Source organism: Virgibacillus proomii, assembly GCF_018916875.1.
In the GTDB taxonomy this organism is placed as follows: Bacteria; Bacillota; Bacilli; order Bacillales; family Amphibacillaceae; genus Virgibacillus; species Virgibacillus proomii_B.
On sequence record NZ_JAHLNO010000017.1, the window covers coordinates 15,176 to 34,869 of the forward strand.

Genomic DNA, 19,694 nt, shown 5'->3' on the forward strand with positions numbered 1-19,694 from the left:
GAAGCAAGTAAAAAATCAAATCTGTACAGATACGGGTATGGGTACAAAAACAACGGTTTAAAGGTAAGACTATATTATATTAGTCTGATCATAGAGATTTTAATTTGGGCTGTTCCGTTTCTTGGATAAAAACAGGGTATATTATCGATGTAGATCAAAACAATACGATACAATAGTTTACTAGCATAATTGTTAATTTCAATCAAAATTACTAAAAATCAAATATGTTTCCATATCTGTGATCATTTCTTTATTAGTAGTAAGTGAAGTTAAAATGAACGATTCATATGCAATAATAAACGATTATTTAAGCAGTAACTCTACATTTACACACATATGTTAAACCCCTTTCATTAAACATTTCTAATGTGAACACATTCACGTTTTAAGTATATATAGTACTCCTTTATATTTCAACAAAATGAACTCAGCTAATTCATTGGGATGATGGACTACACCATGACCTGTGCAACCCCATGAGTAGTGAAAACTATATGTAAAAGGTTACGAAGAGGTTTTCTTTTAATATCTATGAAAAAAGCATGTACCAAAAAGGCACATGCAAAAAGCAATTTCATCAATTTTTATTTTCATGCTACTCGTATACGCCCTGATTTGTCGGCGACAGCTGCACCAACAATATCACCCAACACATTAGAAGCAGTACCAGCTATTCCGATCAGCGCATCCACCCCGGCGATTAACGTAACAATTTCTAAAGGCAGGCCAAACATACTTAAGACAGCAGATAATGTCATAAGTCCCGCAGCAAGTACGCCTGTAGTACCAATCGATAACAAAGCACCGATGACTGCGATACTTAAAAAATCGAGCGGGGAAAGACTTAAATCTGTAATATTTGCTGCAAGAACCAATAATACTCCCATGCGCAGTGCTCTCCCGTCTGAGTTGAAAACAGGCCTAGTGGCAGGGCGAAGTTAGCTGTAGTTTCGGAAACCCCGGCTTTTTTTACTGAACGAATAGCGATTGGTAACGAAGCGATACTGCTAGATGTAAAAAAGGCAGTCGTATAAGCTTCTTGTTTGAAAAACGCGAGCACAGGTGTTTTTAAAAATTTTAAAAAGGCTGTATAGACAAATACCATAATAATGCAATACCAGCAAAAGACAAGTGTAAACTTTAATAAGGATTGGAAGGTTGCCAATCCTTGGCTTCCAAATGCTGTGGCACTAATCGAAAAAAATCCCGACTGGCGCATATAAAAGCACGCCTTGCACAATCTTATAGAACATTATTTCATTTAATACTGTAAAAAAAGTATTGAGCAAATTTCCATATTCGATTATTTTTTTATCGGAAGCATGTCTCATGGTAGAAATAGCAATCCCAATAATGACTGCGATAAATAAAATCGCTATTAGATTACCAGAAGTGAAGGCGGAAAAATATTTCCTGGAACAATCTGTAAAAGAATATCGGAAAAACTAGGTGTTTCCGGTTTTTCTACTGTCGTGTCTGGTAAAGAAAGGTTTTCTCCTGGATTAATCCATAAGGCTAGCCCAAGTCCGATAAGTACTGCACAAGCAGTAGTAGCTATATAGTATAGAATAAGCTTTCGGTCCATATGATCTAGCTGAGTCATATTCATTTTGTTACTGCTAATACGACTGTAAGAAAAATAACCGGAATGGCAATTAAGCTAAGTAGATGTATAAGTAATCTTCCTAATGGTTTGAGTATAGTTGTTTGTTGGCGGAAAGAATTCCTGTAAGTATACCAAGCAAAAATGCTGTTGTCATTTTTATTACGAAGGATGTTTGTTTGAAACGTCTCCATAAACGCATAACATTTATCGTATTCTCTTATAATGATTTTATATATTTTTTATAGTACCAAAAAAAGGCTTTTCTTCAGTTTCTATATACTATTTACGTTTTACTTTATACCGTACTAACAAATATAAAGCTGTTAACATTTGAAGAAACTGTGACGAATAAGCATTTTCATTACTTTTTTTATCGTTTTGAAATTGAATTCAGTTATAATAGGTTGGAAAGTGAGGAGGAAGTCATGACTAAGCTATTATATTTTATTATTATTGTTGCTTTTATTGATACTTTTATTCAACTGCCTATCATTACCCCGTATGCAGTTGGTTTGGGTGCTTCTCATGTATTAACGGGAGCAATTGTGGCTGTTTATTCACTTACCAATATGGTTGGTAATGTTCTTGGCGGGCATTGGATTGATAAATATGGTAGAAAGCGAATGTTACTTACCGGTATGGTTTCTGTTACCATTATTTTATTGCTCTACCCGCTGGCCCAATCAGGATATCAATTGCTGGCGATTCGATTTTTACATGGACTTGCAGGTGGCTTTTTAATTCCAGCGGCATTTGCGTATGTCGGAGATAAGACAAAAGCAGGAGCACAAGGAAAAACAATGGCGTTTACTGGAGCGGCCATCGGACTAGCTGCCATTATCGGTCCGGCTATAGGCGGAGCTATGGCTGCTCGTTCCAAAATAGAATACGTATTTTTATTTGTTGCCATCTTATTTGTTATTACATCGTTTTTATTATTTCGATATATTGAGGAGTCTTTCGTCTCGAGTGATAGGGGAAAGGTTCATATGAAACATTTCATCCCCCTATTAAAAAATCCAATGTTGTTACAAGCCTCCTTGGCTGCATTTACAATTATGATAAGTAACGGAACGTTGGCATTTGCTCTACCGTTAAAAGTCGAAGCCATCGGGTTAGATACTAGTGTGACCGGAGCATTATTAAGTACGTTCGGTATTGTTGCCATCATTATTTTTTTAACTCCGCTGAACAGAATCTATGATTATATGAAACCTTTAACATTAGTGGGAATCGGAATTTTTCTGATAGGCTGTGCCTTGTTGTTCTTAAGTTATATTACAACTTTTTGGACAGGGATACTGGCAATGATTATTTATGGAACTGGTTTTGCTTTTATTTTTCCATCCATGAATCGAATGGTAGCAGAAGGCTCTACGCAAATGGATCGGGGAAAAGCGTATGGAATTTTTTATGCTGCTTTCTCATTAGGTGTTGTAGCAGGATCATTCATTTCTGGTGCTATTGCTGAACTATTTGGACTTCCTTTTATTTTTATTGCTGTTATTATGTTTATTGCTTGTACTAGTTTGTTGCTTATTGGTCGAATGCGGCAAAAACGTAGCCAAAAATCAGATTAAAGAAGACAGGGGAGAGAGATTCTCTCCCTACATTTCTTCTACTGGCAATAGTTCAACATCATAGAATAAATTTTGTAAAAGTGGAATTGGCTTTGATTTCAGAAGCATTAGAAAGACTCATAATAGTATAAAATCAGTATAATAGCATAAAGCAAGCTTTGGCAACAATATAGCGTATGAAGTAAAAAGCGTTTTTCTTTTTCAAGGACAAGTAGTAAAATTACTTGATTATACTTCGTAAATTTCACGGAGTTTCATTTTTAGTCTCTGCTTCACTTCAAGAAAAGTTCCTCTAAATGAAGCTTCCCATTATTGTACGTCGGCAATTTCTTCACTTTTTATTTGGAAAAGATCCTTTACCGACATGTTATGTGTATTTGCATAATTTCGGACAAGATATTCTCCAACGCAATAGCCAAGCATCTTTGGATAAAACTGTGAACCGTAAAGTAATTGAACGTATTTTTTATTTCCCGCTTTCAATTGAGCGTTAGGCAATATGAGTTTGTTCCAAAAACGTTTTAATGTTTCATCTGTATATTTTCCTATATAGGTAGCTGTATAGTCTTTCCCTAACTGTTTCCGAACAGCATATTCTGCCATTCCTTCTAAAATGATCGTATCTAATAATGTATATTTTTCTTCAGGTTTTTGGTATTTATTTAAACGGCAGACATGATTATATTCATGGGTAAGAAGTGCATGTATTTCGCTTTCGGTATTCCCCTCAAAGACAAAAAGAAAGATTTTATCTTTAAATGTTAATCCCGACTTTCCATTATATTCTTTCATTAGCCTATGGTTAGTATCAGAGGGGAAAATAAAAATTGGTACGTCTGGCCCACTCCATTCCTTTTTTAATTTCGCGTATTCTAGATCAATTATTTTCCAAATTTGTGCATCTTGCATTTGTTTAATCCGCTTTTTCGATAATGGTTTTCGATACATTCCATACTTAGTAAGATGAGAATAAATTTCTTCCGCCTCCGCATTTGAGAAATAGGATTCAACTCGTTTGGTTATTTTTATTGGATGATTGTAATCCTTTAACAACCATTCATCTGTTCGAACTACTCCGCTCATTTGATCACTCCTTAAACAAGATGAAGTTTTAGATAGCATATGCAAATGGGTGGAAAAGATTTCATTTGTAGCCAATTCGATGGTTTTAACATAAAGTATTGGAGAAAATTATTTTGATTAACAGGAGCTTCATATAGATAAGTTAAAAATGAGAGTCAGGTGAAAAAATGAATTATCTGGACAGTTTAGCTAATCTTGGAGTGGGTGGAGCACATCCGGGAGGGTTGCAATTAACAAAGGCCATGTTGAAAAGAGAACAAATTGGTCCAGAAACATTTGTACTGGATATTGGTTGCGGAACGGGGCAGACGGCTGCTTTTATAGCAGAAAACTATTCATGTTCGGTCACAGCAGTGGATAATCATCCATTAATGATAGAAAAAGCTTTGAAAAGATTTAAAGATCGCAACTTACCGGTTACAGCTATATGTTTAGATATAGAGAAATTAAAACTTGATCAGCAGTTTGATATGATCGTTGCAGAGTCTGTATTGGCGTTTACCGATATTTCATTATCTTTGGCTTCCGCTATCCAAGTTTTACGACCAAGTGGGCGGTTGTTGGCAGTAGAAATTGTAGTGGATTCAAGTATGTCTGAAACGGATCGAGCGTTGATTATGTCATTTTATGGCTTCCGTAAGCTATTAACAGAAGCAGAATGGAAGGACAGATTCTTCCAGGCAGGTTTTAAGCAAATTGAAGTTGATCAGCCAATCATAGATCCTTCGTCAATCAGCTTAGATGATGCGCAAGATTTTCATTTCTCTAAATCAAAACTGGAAGAGGCATTAAATTTACTACAAGAACATCAAGAGCTAACCCAAGCGTACGAGGATATACTTCACTATCGAATATTTCGTTGCTCGCGATAAGAAAGAAATCATATAAAAAGGAGCGAGGAGCAGTTTAATATTTATCGATTAGCGGCGCCTAAGAGTTATTCTGTATTTCGTTTTGTAAAGTACAGCTTTTGTTGATAGACTATTTAAAGTTAAAGAGTTAACAGCTAGTAATAGAAAGTGCTCAGGGTATGTTTACGATTCCTTGCTAGTTTTCTGATAAAGAGAAGCCTTCATGGCAAAATTTAAACGATATGTGCAGGAGATGGAAAACTTTTCGCGAATAATAGATTTAGGATTAAGTTAATTTACTATGGAGGTATGAAATGAACAGACTAAATTTAATTACATTAGGTGTCAATGATATGCAGGAGTCTTTAGCGTTTTATCGAGATGGTTTAGGATTTGAAGTAGTTGTTTATGGAGAAGAGAATAATCCCAGTGTTATTTTTTTCAATAATGCAGGCACCAAAATTTCCTTATTTCCGATTGATCAGTTATCTAAAGATATCAATGAAGAAAACCCACCTGCAAAAGCGAATGTCTTTTCAGGAATAACCCTTGCTTATAACGGAAAATCAAAGCAAGAAGTGGATGAGGTATTTGCCAAAGCGGAAAAAGCAGGTGCCATTATTGTCAAGCACCCAGAGCCAGTGTTTTGGGGAGGCTACAGTGGTTATTTTCGAGACCCTAATGGATTCTATTGGGAAGTTGCATATGGTGAAAACTGGCAATTCGATGAAAACGATATGTTGATCATAACAAAGTAAATAAAATTTTTAAGGGGAAAAGTGTAAGGACTCGCTTAGCTACGTTAGAAACGGTTTTTAAGTATAAGTCGGTTATGCCAGTGGGGTAGTGCAGTTTTGCTTACAGGAAACGATGGACAGGTTTACGTGATAACAGCATGTATTGACCTCACTTTTAAGGACTGTAAACGTTTTATAGTTGGGACAGCAAATGGTACAATCCTTACAAAAGAGATTCTCTAGCAATAGCTTCTGACTTTAAATACGTTACCGATTTGAGAAATGTTTATTATTTATTGCTTCAGAAATAAACAGTCATTTATTTATTACTGTCCATTTGTTTCACTGTATAAGAGATAGTAAGATTTAATGGCTGTTTCTAATGAAAGGCGATGAATAGGATTTATCCCGCATGTAAGGTGCCGTAAGACTCCCACTTCAAGACCTGAGTTGATACAAAAGGGTTTAAGTGGGAGAAAACGGCACCTAAATGCCCGATTCGTTCAAGGTCCTTTAGGTCATACCCTTGTGGTACTAACATTCAGTAGGAGATGGAAGAAAAATCCTACTGAATGAAGTTTCACTTTATAAATTCGTTTCCTAATGACTGTTTTATCTTGGTAAGCGATGGTAAAGTGTTTGTCTAACAATAAATAAACGCTCTGTTTCATCGTATTCTTACCTTGTAGTAGGTTTTTTACAAGTTCATCTTCGGTGTTTAATTTTCGCTTTTCTAAGGTGCGATTTCTTAATAGAATTTGTGCAATTGCCATCGAAGCTCTGTTTATAAGGGATAATAAAAACTCATTATTTATTGGTAATGTTATTTATAAACATAAATACCTCATGTGTTTCCGAAAACAATAATTGGCAAGATGCATACGGCCATTTTAAAATTTTGGAAATGGAATGATGGGTTAATTCATTTAAAAACAAATATAGGAATGTGCATGTAACTCTTTCATTTTAGGCGGATAATAATATACCGTTGTTTGTTCGAATATACATAAAACTTTTTGTCTTTGATAATTATATAGCTCTTGTGAAATTTTCATAATGTAATTAGGGGCTAGTGAAAGTTCATTAAATGCTGTGTTAGATTAATTGATGAAGTTTTGATGATATGGGATTTATCAACATGCTATGTAAAGCTTGTATAATATCTACAAAATTATCAATTTCCCAAAGATAATAATTGGAAAAGCATGCTTATCAGTAAATTGTTTCACTTTAGGCGAATTTGTTTCAAAATATTCTCCTCTCTCAATGCAAATCCCTGCCTCATCTTTTTCAAGCAGTCGCTCATAGGTAGTATGATTTGGTAAATAAATTACTTCCAGTTGTAAAAATTAGTTCATTACTATTTAATAGAGAATCAACATTATTAACTTCTAGAATTTGTGTAATTAAATTTGCCTATCTAATCCGATTGGCTCCTGCAAGTAATTTAGTTTTTTAAAGTTTTTCGTGACAATACATCTTTACCATCAACAGATACAATTAATGTAGTGCCATCAATTTATTCACAAGAATCCTCCTAAAAGTTAAAGAAGATATTAAAAGATTTAACAACCAGTAAAATGAGAATATTTAAAATGATTTGTAGAATATAATTATGATGAAGGATAAAGACAATCCAAATAACCATCGTTTTTAAGACGTTAAAGACGTATAAAATTTGGACAATGTTCATCAGAGGTATAAAAATGCTTTAGCTTTTACGTATAGCACAGCTAAAAAATAGCTTGGACTAAGTTTTTAATTGTCTAGGAAACAATATCTGTTTTTACGTGGTGGATAACTTTTTTGAAAAGTAATATCGTCTAGCTGCCGTCCTCAAGCCCTAGCCCTCGAAGGTCGCTTCCCTTGTGGAGGCAACAGCTTCCTCGTGCTTGGTGAAGGGTCGACCAAGGTGAATATGCTTTTATTCTTCAACAAATAACATGAAAAGGAGAGATAAATTGAACCGAGTGGACAAAGAAACAAAAGGATTGCTTCGTAAAGATCAAGAAAATGTTTGGCATCACATTTCTAAATTTAGTGCTCATAATCAGCCATTAATTGCTGAAGAAGCAAATGGGGTATGGATTACGGGACATGACGGAAAGCGATATTTAGATGGAATGTCAGGGCTATGGTGTGTGAATGTGGGCTATGGACGTGAGGTACTGGCAAAAGCAGCCTACGATCAAATCAAAAAGATGGCTTATATGTCTATGACACAAAGTCATCCTCCGGCGATTGAGTTAGCGGTAGAACTAAATCATTTACTGGATGATGAGTATGTATTTTTTTATTCGAATAGCGGATCGGACGCGAATGAAACAGCATTTAAAATTGCTCGTCAGTATCACCAGCAAAATGGAGATCCATCTAGATACAAAATAATTTCCCGTTATCGAGCATATCATGGCAGTTCCATGGGGGCACTATCTGCTACTGGTCAAGCACTTCGGAAATATAAGTATGAACCGCTAAGTACAGGGTTTTTACATGTTGCACCACCAGATAATTATAGAAAGCCTGCCAGTTTAAGCGAAGAGCAATACAATTTACAAAAGGCTCAGGAAATGGAAGAAGTAATTATTTGGGAACAAAAAGAAACCATTGCAGCTGTGATTATGGAGCCATTAATAACTGGAGGAGGAGTGTTAATTCCACACCCTGTCTATGTTAAGGAAGTAGAAAAGATATGTAAGCGTCATGGTGTATTACTAATCATAGATGAAGTGATTTGCGGTTTTGCGAGAACTGGTAAGATGTTTGGACACATGCATTTTGGAATTAAACCAGACATGATTACAATGGCAAAAGGAATTACAAGCGGGTACTTACCATTATCTGTTACGGCTGTAAGAAAAGATATCTATGAGGTATTTAAACAACAACAAGCGAGTTCTCATTTTCGCCATGTGAATACATTTGGAGGAAACCCGGCAGCATGTGCAGTTGCGCTAAAAAACATGGAGATTATCGCGGAAGAAAACTTATCCGATCGCGCAGCTTTATATGGCGAAAAACTGCTAAAGGAGTTACAAGTACTGTATGATCATCCATATGTTGGTGATATACGAGGATTGGGTTTATTAGCAGGTATTGAATTAGTTGAAGATAAAGAAACGAAACAGCCTATAAGTCCCGATATGATTGGGAAAATAATGAGTGATTGTAAAGAAAAAGGATTAATTATTGGAAGGAACGGGGATACGGTTGCCGGTTATAATAATATTCTTACGTTATGTCCGCCTTTATCCATAAGCGATGAAGAAATAGCATTTATCATTACTATATTGAAACAAGTGTTTCATAAGCATAAAAAAACGAATTAGTACAGAAGTAGAGGAAGTGTTATTCAGAAAAACAGCTTTACACTTAGCAGATGAACTCAAATAAAATGGGCTCATCTTTTTTGTTTTTGTCGGTAGTGGCTTTTCTAAACTGTTGTGCATAGGCTATAGAACAGGTTTTTAAAATATAAGAGGATATTCAAAAAGTGTAGTAATTATGGGGTAGCCGATTTTTGTGTTATATGTTTTGAAGTTTTAGTGTACATTCTACCTGTAAAAACGTCTTCACAACTGTCGTTCTGCTTATCCTCTTATCAACACGTAGTATAAAGGAGAAGAAATATATGTTCAGTTACCCATATCTTATGTATCCCGGGTTGATTTATCTGGTCCCTATGTATCGTACTAGACAACAGTTTCCACCTTTTAATACAACACATTTTTTTGCTTCAGCTAATGAAATTAAACAATTAATGAATGATGCTCATATTGTTTTAAATAAACTATCCACTTCCAAACAATTTGATAAGCAAGTAATGAATGCAGCGCAAAAGTCAGATGAAAAGGAAGTTAAACGATTAATTAAATCTCTAAATATTAAGTCAATCGTAGATGTTAAATTCAATCCCGATTATTTACAGCTAAGATTTAGACAAAAAACAGTAGAGAACGTACCAGCTTGCTGTTCGTTAACACTGGCATTAAAGTGGAGTTAAAATAGCGTTTATTACAAAGTGAATACTTCCCCCATATATAAGGAACGGAATAGCAAATGTTAGTGTGTCCGTGCAAAGCGGCACTTAAATAGTTGATTCGTTCAGAAAAGGAAGGTTTTTTACAGCAATAGTATTCACGAAGAAAAAGCCGATTTCTTTTTTTATACTATAGGAAAGTATAAAACTTTATGGTTTATAGTATAAGAAAAACTACAGCTTTTGCTAAAGACTTGGCAACAAGCCAAGTTTTTCTAATAACCCTTTGATCACTCATTTTGGTTGTTTAATACTAATATACGAAGCAATAAAAATTTGCAATTGGAACAGCTGGTTAGACGATAGAATTTGCTTTATACTGTAAATATAGTAAAAACCAATGTTAGATATGTTTAGTTAGCAAGATTATTTAGCTAAATATAATCTTCATTTTTTATACTATAGGAAAGTATAAAACTTTATGGTTTATAGTATAAGAAAAACTACAGCTTTTCGCTAAAGACTTGGCGATAAGCCAAGTTTTTCTAATATAACATGCACTTGGGGGAGGTAGTTTCATAGATGAAATTTTTTCATACTGCCGATTGGCACCTTGGAAAGCTTGTTCAAGGTGTTTACATGACAGAGGATCAGAGACATATTATGCAAGAGTTTGTACAAGCTGTTGAAGATGAACAGCCAGATGCTGTGATTATTTCAGGAGATCTTTATGATCGAGCGGTTCCGCCAACAGAAGCAGTGCATTTGCTAGATGAAATCTTGGGTAAGATCGTACTGCAATTGAATATTCCTGTACTAGCTATAGCAGGTAATCATGATAGTCCCAGCCGGCTGGACTTTGGCAGCAAAATCATGCGTGAAAACGGCTTGTATATTGTTGGACAGCTGTCTAAACATAATAAGCCTGTTGTTTTACAAGATAAGCATGGTGAAGTTCATTTTCATCTCATCCCTTATTGTGATCCAACTGTTGTTCGTAACGTTTTTGGTGATGATCAAATCCGTAATCATAATGATGCAATGGGAAAAATTATTGAACAGATAGAAGCTACAATGGAACCAGATGCAAGACATGTTTTTGTTGGACATGCGTTTGTTACGCCTTATGGTGAAGAAGAAGCTAATACAAGTGAATCGGAACGTCCACTTGCGATTGGTGGCTCTGAATATGTGGATGCAAGACGGTTTAAAAACTTTCATTACACGGCACTAGGTCATCTCCATCAAGCTCATTATGTAAACGAACCAACCATTCGCTATGCCGGTTCACCATTAAAGTATTCTATTTCAGAAGAGTATCATAGGAAAGGATTTTTAATGGTAGAAATGGATGGAGAAGGGAATGTCGAACTTGAAAAAAAATTGCTGACACCAAAAAGAGATATACGAACAGTAGAAGGTTCATTAAAAGAACTCCTGCAACAGTCGATTAACGAAGATTATGTGTTTGTAAAATTAACGGATGAAACGCCTGTGCTTTCGCCAATGGAAAAAATACGCTCGGTTTATCCTAATGCGATGCATGTAGAACGAAAAATCAACTTTGTAAAATCAGGTAATTCTAATCAGGTCAAATCGGTTGAACGGACAAAAATGACGGATATTGAACTATTTCAAGCCTTTTACAAAGAAGTAAAAGGGTATGAACCAGATGAAGAAACGATTAAGATGTTCCAGGAAGTATTGAATGATCTTTTAACAGATCAAAACGAAACAAAGGATATGGCTCATGTAAACAATTAAATAACGCTGTGAAGTTGATGGAGTTGGAAAGGGTGAGTGAAGTTGAGGCCAGTAAAATTAACCATGATTGCGTTTGGGCCGTATAAGGATAAAGAGGTCATTCATTTTAATGAGTTGGGTGATCGTCGTTTGTTCGTTATCGCTGGTAATACTGGAGCGGGAAAAACAACCATTTTTGATGCGATTTGTTTTGCGTTATATGGTGCTGCTAGTGGCCAAGATCGAGAAAATAACGCAATGCTAAGAAGTCACTTTGCAGATGATCATGTACATACAGCTGTGGAGCTGGTGTTTCGTTTAAAAGGAAAAACATATCGGATTTTACGGCAAATGGGACATGTGAAAAAAGGAAATAAGACCAAAACTGGAGAACGATACGAGTTTTTTGAAATAACCGATGATGAAGAAGTTCCTTGTGTAGATAGACAAATCGTATCGGAGATTGACAGAAAAATTGAACAGCTAATCGGTTTAACCCAGGATCAATTTAAGCAAATCGTTATGTTACCACAAGGGGAATTTCGTAAATTATTAACATCACAAACCGAAAACAAAGAGGAAATTTTACGCAGACTATTTAAAACGGAAACCTATAAGGCAATTGGAGACCGATTTAAACAAAAAAAACAAGAGACAGAAGAAGCTTTTAGGCAAGCAGAACAAGAACGTCAACAATACATTGCTCATATTTATGCAACACTTCCAATCAGAAAAGAATCTTCCCTATTTCAAACATTAGAGCAAGAAAATTATAATATGAATCAGATATTACAAGGTCTAGATGAAGAATGTTTGTACTATCAGGGCAAAATATCAGAAGGTAAACAGATATATGAGCGTGCTTATCTGGACCATGATAAAAAGCAAAAGGAGTTTTATCAAGCAAAAGCGGTAAATGAACGTTTTATCGAACTCAAGCAAAAAGAGTCCCGCTTAAAAGAGCTTGACCAACAGAAATCAGCTTATAACCAGAAAAAGGAACAGTTAAACAAAGCAGAACGAGCTCAGCAAATCATTCCTTTTGAACAGCAGCAGAAAGAATGGCATCAGGAAGAAGAAAATAAAATGCAGGCTTTGGAAGTAGCAGAGCGAAATAAACAATTCATCAATGAACAAGTTGAGCAGGCAGATGCATTGTATAAAACGGAAGAAAAACGTGCGTCAGAAAGAGAAGCTCTTCATAAGCAACTAGATAAATTAAATGATTATTTACCAACAGTTAAACAAATAGATGAAATGAAACAGCATCTAAGTGAATTAGAAAGGCAAAAAAAAGCTGCTTCTGAGGTATTGAATACGATCGATGATAAGCGTGGTAAACAAAGTAAAGAGATTGAACAGTTTGATAAACAAATAAATCAGCTTGAGAGCTCCGTAGATAAGCTTCCTGATATGCAAGAGCAATTAAATATAATGCGTGAACAATACAAGCTTGTACATGAATATAGCAGGTTAACTGAAAAACAAATTCTACTTAAAAATGAAGTAAATCAAAAAGAAAAAGTAGCCATGCAAATGAAAATAACCTACAATAAGCTGGAGCAAACATGGATGAATAATCAAGCGGTTTTACTGGCGACACATTTACATGATGGTGAGGCATGTCCTGTTTGTGGGAGTTTAAACCACCCACATAAAGCAAATCAGCAAAAGGCGATTGTTTCTAAAGAACAATTGGAAAAAGCGAAGCAGCAATATGATAGATTAGATAAAGAGTATCGAGAAGTTGCAGCTAAATTAAGTGCCATTCAGGAACAGATGAAAGAAAAAGCAATAGATGTGGAGAAACATGGAATAGAATTGATAGCAGTAAAGCAAAAAGAAGTGCAGTTGGCTTTTTCAGGAAAACAATTAAGCAACAAGGTTGAACAGCTGAAGCAAACACGTATTAAACTAACCGGATTGAAACGCCAAACGGAGATGCTGAGAGTTTCCTACAAAGAGTTGGAAGATAACCAGAAACAGCAAGAACGACATTATCATCAATTAGAGAGGGAACTAGCTGAAGCACAAGCGCGCTATCAGGAAAGAATAAAATCCATTCCTGAAAACATGCGAATGTTGACAGATCTAAACCAGCAAATAACACGAACAGAAAGACAATTAAAGCAACTGGAAAAGGCATGGGAAGAGGCACAAAAGAAGCAACAGCAATCTAAAGAGGCACAAACCAAGGCCCTTTCAGAGGTTACTCACGCACATAAGCAATTACAAGAAACGATTCATAGACGTGAAAAAGCAGTTCATCAATTTAAGCATGCATTGGAAAAACAACATTTTTCCTCTGAAGCAAGCTATCAAGCAGCTAAAATGAAAGAATCCCACCGTTTAGCATTAAAAGAAGAACTTGAGCAATTTAGACAAACACAAGCGACTTTACAAAAGCAAGCAGAGGAATTAAAAGCAATGCTAAAGGATAAACAACAATTGGATTTATCCAGCATCCAAAACGAGTTAAACCAATTGAAGGATAAATATGAAACAGCTATGGAGAAATGGAATGCATCCAAGCAATATTATCAAGAGGCATTAGCCTTAAAGCAAAATATTCAAACAGCAAGCAAAAGATCAGATAAACGAGAACAACAGTTACAGATCATAACCGATTTGTACGATATGATTCGGGGGCAAAATAATCGTAAAGTATCATTTGAACGCTATTTGCAAATCGAATATTTAGAGCAAATTATTGCTGCTGGAAATGAACGATTGAAGGAATTATCAAATGGACAATATACCTTTATCCGCAGTGACCGCCAAGAATCCCATGGAAGACAGAGTGGGCTTGCTCTGGATGTCTATGATGCATACACAGGTCAGACGAGAGATGTAAAGACATTATCAGGCGGTGAAAAGTTTAATGCTTCACTTAGTTTAGCACTTGGAATGTCTGATGTAATCCAAAGCTTTCAAGGAGCCATCTCCATTGATACAATGTTTATCGATGAGGGCTTTGGAACGCTGGATGAGGAAGCATTAAATAAAGCCATTGATACATTAGTAGATCTCCAGCATTCAGGAAGGACGATTGGAGTTATTTCTCACGTGCAAGAATTAAAGACGATTTTTCCTGCTGTGCTTGAGGTGTCTAAGTCTAAAGAAGGCTCTAGCAGAACTAAGTTTTTAATTAAATAATGCTGATGAATCATTGGATTTAGATGCAGCATTTTTTATTAAGTGTATGGGAGCAAGGTATTTGCTGAATAATAACTGAGACCGAGTCAGGAAAAGCTGATAACATCGTGTGTAAGAAAACTTATGTTAGAGTCTAAGCTCTTTAACTTGCGTCTGTAACGCCCGTCTCGTTCTTTTAAAGGGGGCTAAAAAAATATTCTATTTAAAAACCGGGAACTTTCCCGGTTTTTTGCTCTCTAAAAACAGTATCCGTTTCTACATGGCGAATAACTTTTTTAAAAGTAGTTTCGTCTGCTTAAGCGTTTGTGCTGCTAGTAACTTCGATCTCCTTCCTACAAGAAGTCAACATCGGCTCGAATCTAAAGGAAGGCCGGTTAAAAGCGGGCTTGCCGTTCAACGTCGATATAACTCTGTTTTAGAGGCATGTTTTCTTTATCTTGTTGTAAGGAACCGTATTTTTTTATTCCAAAATATCTGCTTTTGAGGTTACGAACATAATCCAGAAAAATGGCTCTTAAATCCCCAATTCGTTCGGGCGACGAACAAAAGAGACTGCTTGAATAGGCATCGCACACAGAAAAGTGAATTCCTTTTCAAGGACAGAGAAGCTACGTCAGCAATACTTCGTGATTTTTCAAGGACAAGAAAAAACCACGACAGCGAGACATCGCACGCAGAAAAAGTGTTCTTCTTTTTCAAGGAGAAAAGTGCCCCTTGCAGTTGGTACGTTATTAGACGAGTGCTTTTCGCTTTTGTTCCTGGAAAGAAGACTCTATACGGATAAAGCTGAAACGTTCATTGTTTCTAACAATACGCTTGCAATAATCTTTCCGGCTGTCTTAGGTGCTGTTTTCCCTGGTAATCCGAGTGCATGAATCGCTTGAATCCCCTCTTTTTTAGCAAAGGAAAAATCTACACCTCCAGGTTTAGAGGCAAGATCAATGATCACAATAGAGGATGACATGTTAGAGAGAAGTTCCTCATCGATCACCGGATGCGGAATAGTGTTTATACAAATCGCCATTTCATTTATTACTGTATTTAGGTTCTGGAGTTTAACTGCTGTTAATCCCATCTCCGTAATACGTGCGATATCAGCTTGATTTCTCGCTACTACCGTTACATTGGCACCAACTGCGTCAAATAGCCGTGTTACCGTTTTCCCCACTCTGCCAAACCCCAAGATGCACACATTTGCGTTATGAATCGTTTCATCCGTTGCGTTCATTGCCAGCTTCAAGGTTCCTTCTGCTGTAGGAATCGAATTATAAATAGCCACATCGTCACGTTCAAATATTTTTACTAATGTTCTTTTAGTGGCTGTACAAATATGCTGTAAATAATGATTAGCAGTACCTGTATAAATCGTGCAATGTTCTGGTGTACAGGAGATAATTTGTTCGGTAAGAAACAGAGCTTTATCCGAATAAGTTACTTCAACTTTTCCTTTTTCGTCTGTTCCGCCAACTGGAAGAATGATCGCATCCAGTAGTGAAAGATTCGTATTTTCTAATTCTGTATGTTTAATATTGCTTTTCTCAAAAGATAGGTGGTCAAATCCAATTAAATAAAGATGTATGTCAGTATCAGCCAGTAAATTTATTACATGTATGTACCTTGCATCTCCTCCCATAATCAGTACATGTTTTTTATCAGACATACTTACATCCCCTTTCTTTACAAAAACTAAATTACCTCTACCTATTCATTCTATAATAATATTACTGGAAGTATGAATAATTTTAATAATTTCATCATAACGTGAATCTTCAATCAGTAGAGGGGGCTGTTTCCCCGCACTGATTGTTAGTACCGTAAGGGTATGACCTAAAGGTCTCTGAACAGAATCGGACATTTGACTTGCAGTTGGATCCTCTACTTATCCTCCTAGGTTTCACCTCATATTACGGAAAAGAGGTCTTATGGCCAGTTAGTTACATTCGGGATAAAAATGATAAACAGTTGGCGTATTTGCTTGCTTTTTTATAAACTATTGGAATTATTTTGATTAAAGGGTTTATCAAATTTACAGTTCATGGTAAATTAAAAGTATAATGATATTTGAAAGGAGATTTATTGAATGGCGAATTATGTTAAATTAGGAAAATCTGATATTTCTGTCTATCCAATTGGACTAGGTACGAATGCTGTTGGCGGTCATAATATTTATCCAGATATGCTAGATGAAGAACAAGGAAAGAATGTGGTTCGTACTGCATTAGAGCATGGAATTAATATGCTGGACACGGCATTTATTTATGGTCCTAAACGTTCAGAAGAATTAATTGGTGAAGTTATTAAAGAATATAAACGTGAAGATATTGTTCTTGCGACAAAAGGAGCACATAAATTTGTTGGTGAGGAAGTTGTAATAGATAACTCACCAGCTTTTTTAAAACAGTCAGTAGAGGACAGTCTTCGCCGTTTACAAACGGATTATATCGACCTATACTATATTCATTTTCCAGATGAAGATACGCCAAAGGATGAGGCAGTGGGGGCATTAAAAGAATTAAAAGATGAAGGAAAAATTCGCTCCATTGGTGTATCGAACTTCACATTAGAACAGTTGAAAGAAGCGAATAAAGATGGGTATGTTGATGTGCTGCAGGCTGAATATAATTTGCTAAAGCGCGATGCTGAAACTATCTTTTTCCCTTATACAGGGAAGAAAGAAATTTCCTTTATTCCCTATTTTCCTTTAGAATCAGGCCTGCTTGCCGGAAAATACAATAAAAATCAGACTTTTACTGATTTACGTGCAGATAATCCTAACTTCCAAGGTGAAAAGTTCCAGGCAAATCTCACTAAAGTAGCAAAATTAAAGCGATTTGCTGAAAAATATCATACAGAAATTGCTCATGTTGTACTTGCTTGGTATTTCACTCGTCCTTCTGTTGATGTCATTATTCCTGGAGCTAAACGGCCGGACCAGGTGATTAGTAATATGCGTGCTGCGGAAATTCAACTCTCTGAAGAAGATGTACAGCTTATTAGCGATATTTTTTCTTAAGAATTCCTTTTGTTTCGTGGGGGATAAATCCTCACGAAACGTTTTACCATTGTATAGCATATTATATTCGTTTTTGCATGGTGGATAACTTTTTTGAAAGTAGCATTATCGTCTAGCTTAAGCGCTCAAACGACTAGCAAATTTCGATCTTCTTTCTACGATAAAAGTCAACATCGGCTCGAATCTAAAGGAAGGCCGACCAAATAGCGGGCTCGCCGCTCAGGTGTTGGCATACCCCTGTATAGAGGCATGTTTTCTTTTATCCCTTTATATTTTATGAACTTTATGAGAAAAATGGATCCTAAATTCCCGATTCGTTGGGGTCTTGAATGAAGTTTCACTGTATCGCTTCAGATGGTCTCCAGTTTGTACGTTGCTAAACGAGTTCTTCTAGCTTTTATTCTATTTATCTATGCATAGTGTCCGCCAATTTTATGGCTTCTTTCGATGGTGATACCAGCATCGGTATAGCTGATGGCGCGAAGAAGAGAGGTAGGACCGTATTTAGAACGGATCGCATCCATGGCATAACCAATGTCATTTTTCTTAGCACGATCTTCAAATAAGCTAAGCTGAGTATCTTGTTTTACATATAAATTTGTTAATGTTACATAAACCCTCCGGATGCTACTTACTCCATCATAAAACCGTAAGAACAAATTTAGACAAACATGATACATATCCATGGTAACATTGGTAGGAAGGGAAATTGACTGAGAACGTGAAAATCCGCCTCCTGTTACTTTTGAATAACCGATTCCTAATTGAATGGTTTTTCCTGCCCTGTTAGCGGCTCTTGCTCTACGGCAAACTTCTTCACACAAATCAAGTATGCAAACTTTTACTTCCGCTTTCGAATAGTCACGTAGTAACGAGATACCATGTCCAAATCCTTTTTGTTCTGTTTTTATAAAATTTCCTAGTACGGGGCTTAAATCGATCCCCCAAGAATGCCAATACAATTGCTCGCCCATGATGCCAAAGCGTTTTTTTAAATGACGTAAATCAAAACGGGCTAACTGTTCTATTGTTACAATCCCCATTCTGTTCAAATTCTTTTTCATTCTGTTGCCAATCCCCCACATTGCTTCTATAGGAAAAGGCCATATTTTTTGTTGTACTTCCTCATAGGTGCATTCAGCGATGCCTTGCTGCTTTGCATGGAGATCCATAACAACTTTAGCGAGAAATTTATTATCGCCAATACCGATGGAGCATGTAATTCCAAAGCATTCATAAATATCATTTTTAATTCGTCTAGCTACCTCTCGTCGATTGCCAAACAATTTTTGCAATCCATTGACCGTAACCCATACCTCATCAACGGAATAAGGGTGAATAGCTTCTTTAGGAACATATTGGTAAATTAATTTAGTTATTTCAGCTGATACTTTTAAATAATCTGCCATATGTGCTTGAACGATATAGAGATTTGGATCATTCGGCAGCTCGAAGAAACGACTCACATTACTAATGCCGTATTTTTTCTTTAGTGCTGGGGAAGCGGCGAGTACAATGCTTCCCGATCTATTCGGATCTCCTACAACTGCTAGTAAATCCTTCATTGGATCTAATCCTAATTTCATTGCCTCTACACTGGCGTAGAAGGAGCGCATATCGATACATAAGATATCGTTACGTGGATAGGGACTATAATCCATCATGAATCCTCCAATCAAAGAACGTACGTTCCTATTATATGCCGCTAGCAATGGAAATACTAGTGGGAATTTATTCCTGGATAACCATTGTTAATGGTGAACAAATATTAGAAAAACTTGGCTTGTCGCCAAGTCTTTAGTGAAAGCTGTAGTTTTCTTATACTATAAACCCTAAAATTTTATACTTTCCTATAATATAAAAAAACAGTTTAAAAGAAATTTTTCATTTACAGAGGAGGAGGTTTAAAAATTTAAGGTTCATCCTTTTATGGAACATGTACTTCC

13 protein-coding genes and 2 pseudogenes are annotated in these 19,694 nt (G+C 36.0%); 9 read left to right on the forward strand and 6 right to left on the reverse strand.

The window, feature by feature from the left end:
- Positions 1-590: 590 nt before the first annotated feature.
- Both KQI21_RS16705 and KQI21_RS16710 read right to left on the reverse strand, forming a co-directional pair.
- Positions 591-1,219 (reverse strand): annotated as a pseudogene (locus tag KQI21_RS16705) (dicarboxylate/amino acid:cation symporter).
- Positions 1,191-1,609, reverse strand: a pseudogene (locus KQI21_RS16710) (dicarboxylate/amino acid:cation symporter). The pseudogenes KQI21_RS16705 and KQI21_RS16710 overlap by 29 nt, the downstream one beginning before the upstream one ends.
- A gap of 422 nt (positions 1,610-2,031) precedes the next feature.
- On the opposite strand from KQI21_RS16710, the gene KQI21_RS06325 reads away from it, so the two are divergent.
- Positions 2,032-3,186, forward strand: coding sequence for an MFS transporter (locus tag KQI21_RS06325; RefSeq protein WP_373687634.1), 1,155 nt, complete (start codon positions 2,032-2,034; stop codon positions 3,184-3,186).
- Positions 3,187-3,495: 309 nt separating this feature from the next.
- On the opposite strand, the gene KQI21_RS06330 is transcribed toward KQI21_RS06325, so the two are convergent.
- Positions 3,496-4,269 carry a DUF2268 domain-containing putative Zn-dependent protease gene (locus KQI21_RS06330; RefSeq protein WP_216483290.1) on the reverse strand — a complete coding sequence of 258 codons (774 nt, stop codon included), beginning with the start codon at positions 4,267-4,269 and terminating at the stop codon, positions 3,496-3,498.
- A 167-nt stretch (positions 4,270-4,436) separates the two neighbouring features.
- On the opposite strand from KQI21_RS06330, the gene KQI21_RS06335 reads away from it, so the two are divergent.
- Together KQI21_RS06335 and KQI21_RS06340 are read left to right on the forward strand one after the other, a co-directional pair.
- Positions 4,437-5,141, forward strand: a complete 705-nt coding sequence (locus tag KQI21_RS06335) for a class I SAM-dependent methyltransferase (RefSeq protein ID WP_216483291.1) — start codon at positions 4,437-4,439, stop codon at positions 5,139-5,141.
- 293 nt (positions 5,142-5,434) lie between these two features.
- On the forward strand, positions 5,435-5,878 hold the full coding sequence (locus KQI21_RS06340) for a VOC family protein (RefSeq protein ID WP_216483292.1): 444 nt from the start codon (positions 5,435-5,437) through the stop codon (positions 5,876-5,878).
- A gap of 497 nt (positions 5,879-6,375) precedes the next feature.
- Here KQI21_RS06340 and KQI21_RS06345 read toward each other — a convergent pair whose 3' ends face one another.
- On the reverse strand, positions 6,376-6,630 hold the full coding sequence (locus tag KQI21_RS06345) for a hypothetical protein (RefSeq protein WP_216483293.1): 255 nt from the start codon (positions 6,628-6,630) through the stop codon (positions 6,376-6,378).
- Between the two features lie 1,188 nt (positions 6,631-7,818).
- On the opposite strand from KQI21_RS06345, the gene KQI21_RS06350 reads away from it, so the two are divergent.
- The 5 genes from KQI21_RS06350 (at position 7,819) to KQI21_RS06370 (ending at position 15,519) form a co-directional block, all read left to right on the forward strand.
- Positions 7,819-9,186 carry an aspartate aminotransferase family protein gene (locus KQI21_RS06350; RefSeq protein WP_253291334.1) on the forward strand — a complete coding sequence of 456 codons (1,368 nt, stop codon included), beginning with the start codon at positions 7,819-7,821 and terminating at the stop codon, positions 9,184-9,186.
- Between the two features lie 302 nt (positions 9,187-9,488).
- The gene (locus KQI21_RS06355; protein WP_216483295.1) at positions 9,489-9,860 is read left to right on the forward strand and encodes a YuzC family spore coat inner layer protein; all 372 of its coding nucleotides are present in this window, start codon (positions 9,489-9,491) and stop codon (positions 9,858-9,860) included.
- Between the two features lie 558 nt (positions 9,861-10,418).
- Positions 10,419-11,600 (forward strand): exonuclease SbcCD subunit D, encoded by a 1,182-nt coding sequence (locus KQI21_RS06360; RefSeq protein WP_216483297.1) that lies wholly within the window; start codon positions 10,419-10,421, stop codon positions 11,598-11,600.
- Positions 11,601-11,636: 36 nt separating this feature from the next.
- Positions 11,637-14,735 (forward strand): AAA family ATPase, encoded by a 3,099-nt coding sequence (locus KQI21_RS06365; protein ID WP_309245512.1) that lies wholly within the window; start codon positions 11,637-11,639, stop codon positions 14,733-14,735.
- 556 nt (positions 14,736-15,291) lie between these two features.
- Positions 15,292-15,519 (forward strand): hypothetical protein, encoded by a 228-nt coding sequence (locus tag KQI21_RS06370; protein WP_216483300.1) that lies wholly within the window; start codon positions 15,292-15,294, stop codon positions 15,517-15,519.
- Here KQI21_RS06370 and dpsA read toward each other — a convergent pair.
- The gene (dpsA, locus tag KQI21_RS06375) at positions 15,508-16,395 is read right to left on the reverse strand and encodes a dipicolinate synthase subunit DpsA (RefSeq protein WP_216483302.1); all 888 of its coding nucleotides are present in this window, start codon (positions 16,393-16,395) and stop codon (positions 15,508-15,510) included. The two genes, KQI21_RS06370 and dpsA, sit on opposite strands and share 12 nt — an antisense overlap.
- A 420-nt stretch (positions 16,396-16,815) precedes the next feature.
- On the opposite strand from dpsA, the gene KQI21_RS06380 reads away from it, so the two are divergent.
- On the forward strand, positions 16,816-17,748 hold the full coding sequence (locus KQI21_RS06380) for an aldo/keto reductase (RefSeq protein WP_216483305.1): 933 nt from the start codon (positions 16,816-16,818) through the stop codon (positions 17,746-17,748).
- Positions 17,749-18,158: 410 nt separating this feature from the next.
- On the opposite strand, the gene KQI21_RS06385 is transcribed toward KQI21_RS06380, so the two are convergent.
- Complete coding sequence (locus tag KQI21_RS06385; RefSeq protein ID WP_216483307.1) at positions 18,159-19,409, reverse strand: DNA polymerase IV; 1,251 nt, start codon at positions 19,407-19,409, stop codon at positions 18,159-18,161.
- Between the last annotated feature and the right edge of the window lie 285 nt (positions 19,410-19,694).

What these genes read in the sequence shown, in the direction of transcription:
- dpsA (WP_216483302.1), bottom strand. Translation starts at nt 16,395, where the DNA reads ATGTCTGATAAAAAACATGTACTGATTATGGGAGGAGATGCAAGGTAC.
- KQI21_RS06330 (WP_216483290.1), bottom strand. Translation starts at nt 4,269, where the DNA reads ATGAGCGGAGTAGTTCGAACAGATGAATGGTTGTTAAAGGATTACAAT.
- KQI21_RS06335 (WP_216483291.1), top strand. Translation starts at nt 4,437, where the DNA reads ATGAATTATCTGGACAGTTTAGCTAATCTTGGAGTGGGTGGAGCACAT.
- KQI21_RS06325 (WP_373687634.1), top strand. Translation starts at nt 2,032, where the DNA reads ATGACTAAGCTATTATATTTTATTATTATTGTTGCTTTTATTGATACT.
- KQI21_RS06385 (WP_216483307.1), bottom strand. Translation starts at nt 19,409, where the DNA reads ATGGATTATAGTCCCTATCCACGTAACGATATCTTATGTATCGATATG.
- KQI21_RS06380 (WP_216483305.1), top strand. Translation starts at nt 16,816, where the DNA reads ATGGCGAATTATGTTAAATTAGGAAAATCTGATATTTCTGTCTATCCA.
- KQI21_RS06340 (WP_216483292.1), top strand. Translation starts at nt 5,435, where the DNA reads ATGAACAGACTAAATTTAATTACATTAGGTGTCAATGATATGCAGGAG.
- KQI21_RS06355 (WP_216483295.1), top strand. Translation starts at nt 9,489, where the DNA reads ATGTTCAGTTACCCATATCTTATGTATCCCGGGTTGATTTATCTGGTC.
- KQI21_RS06345 (WP_216483293.1), bottom strand. Translation starts at nt 6,630, where the DNA reads ATGGCAATTGCACAAATTCTATTAAGAAATCGCACCTTAGAAAAGCGA.
- KQI21_RS06360 (WP_216483297.1), top strand. Translation starts at nt 10,419, where the DNA reads ATGAAATTTTTTCATACTGCCGATTGGCACCTTGGAAAGCTTGTTCAA.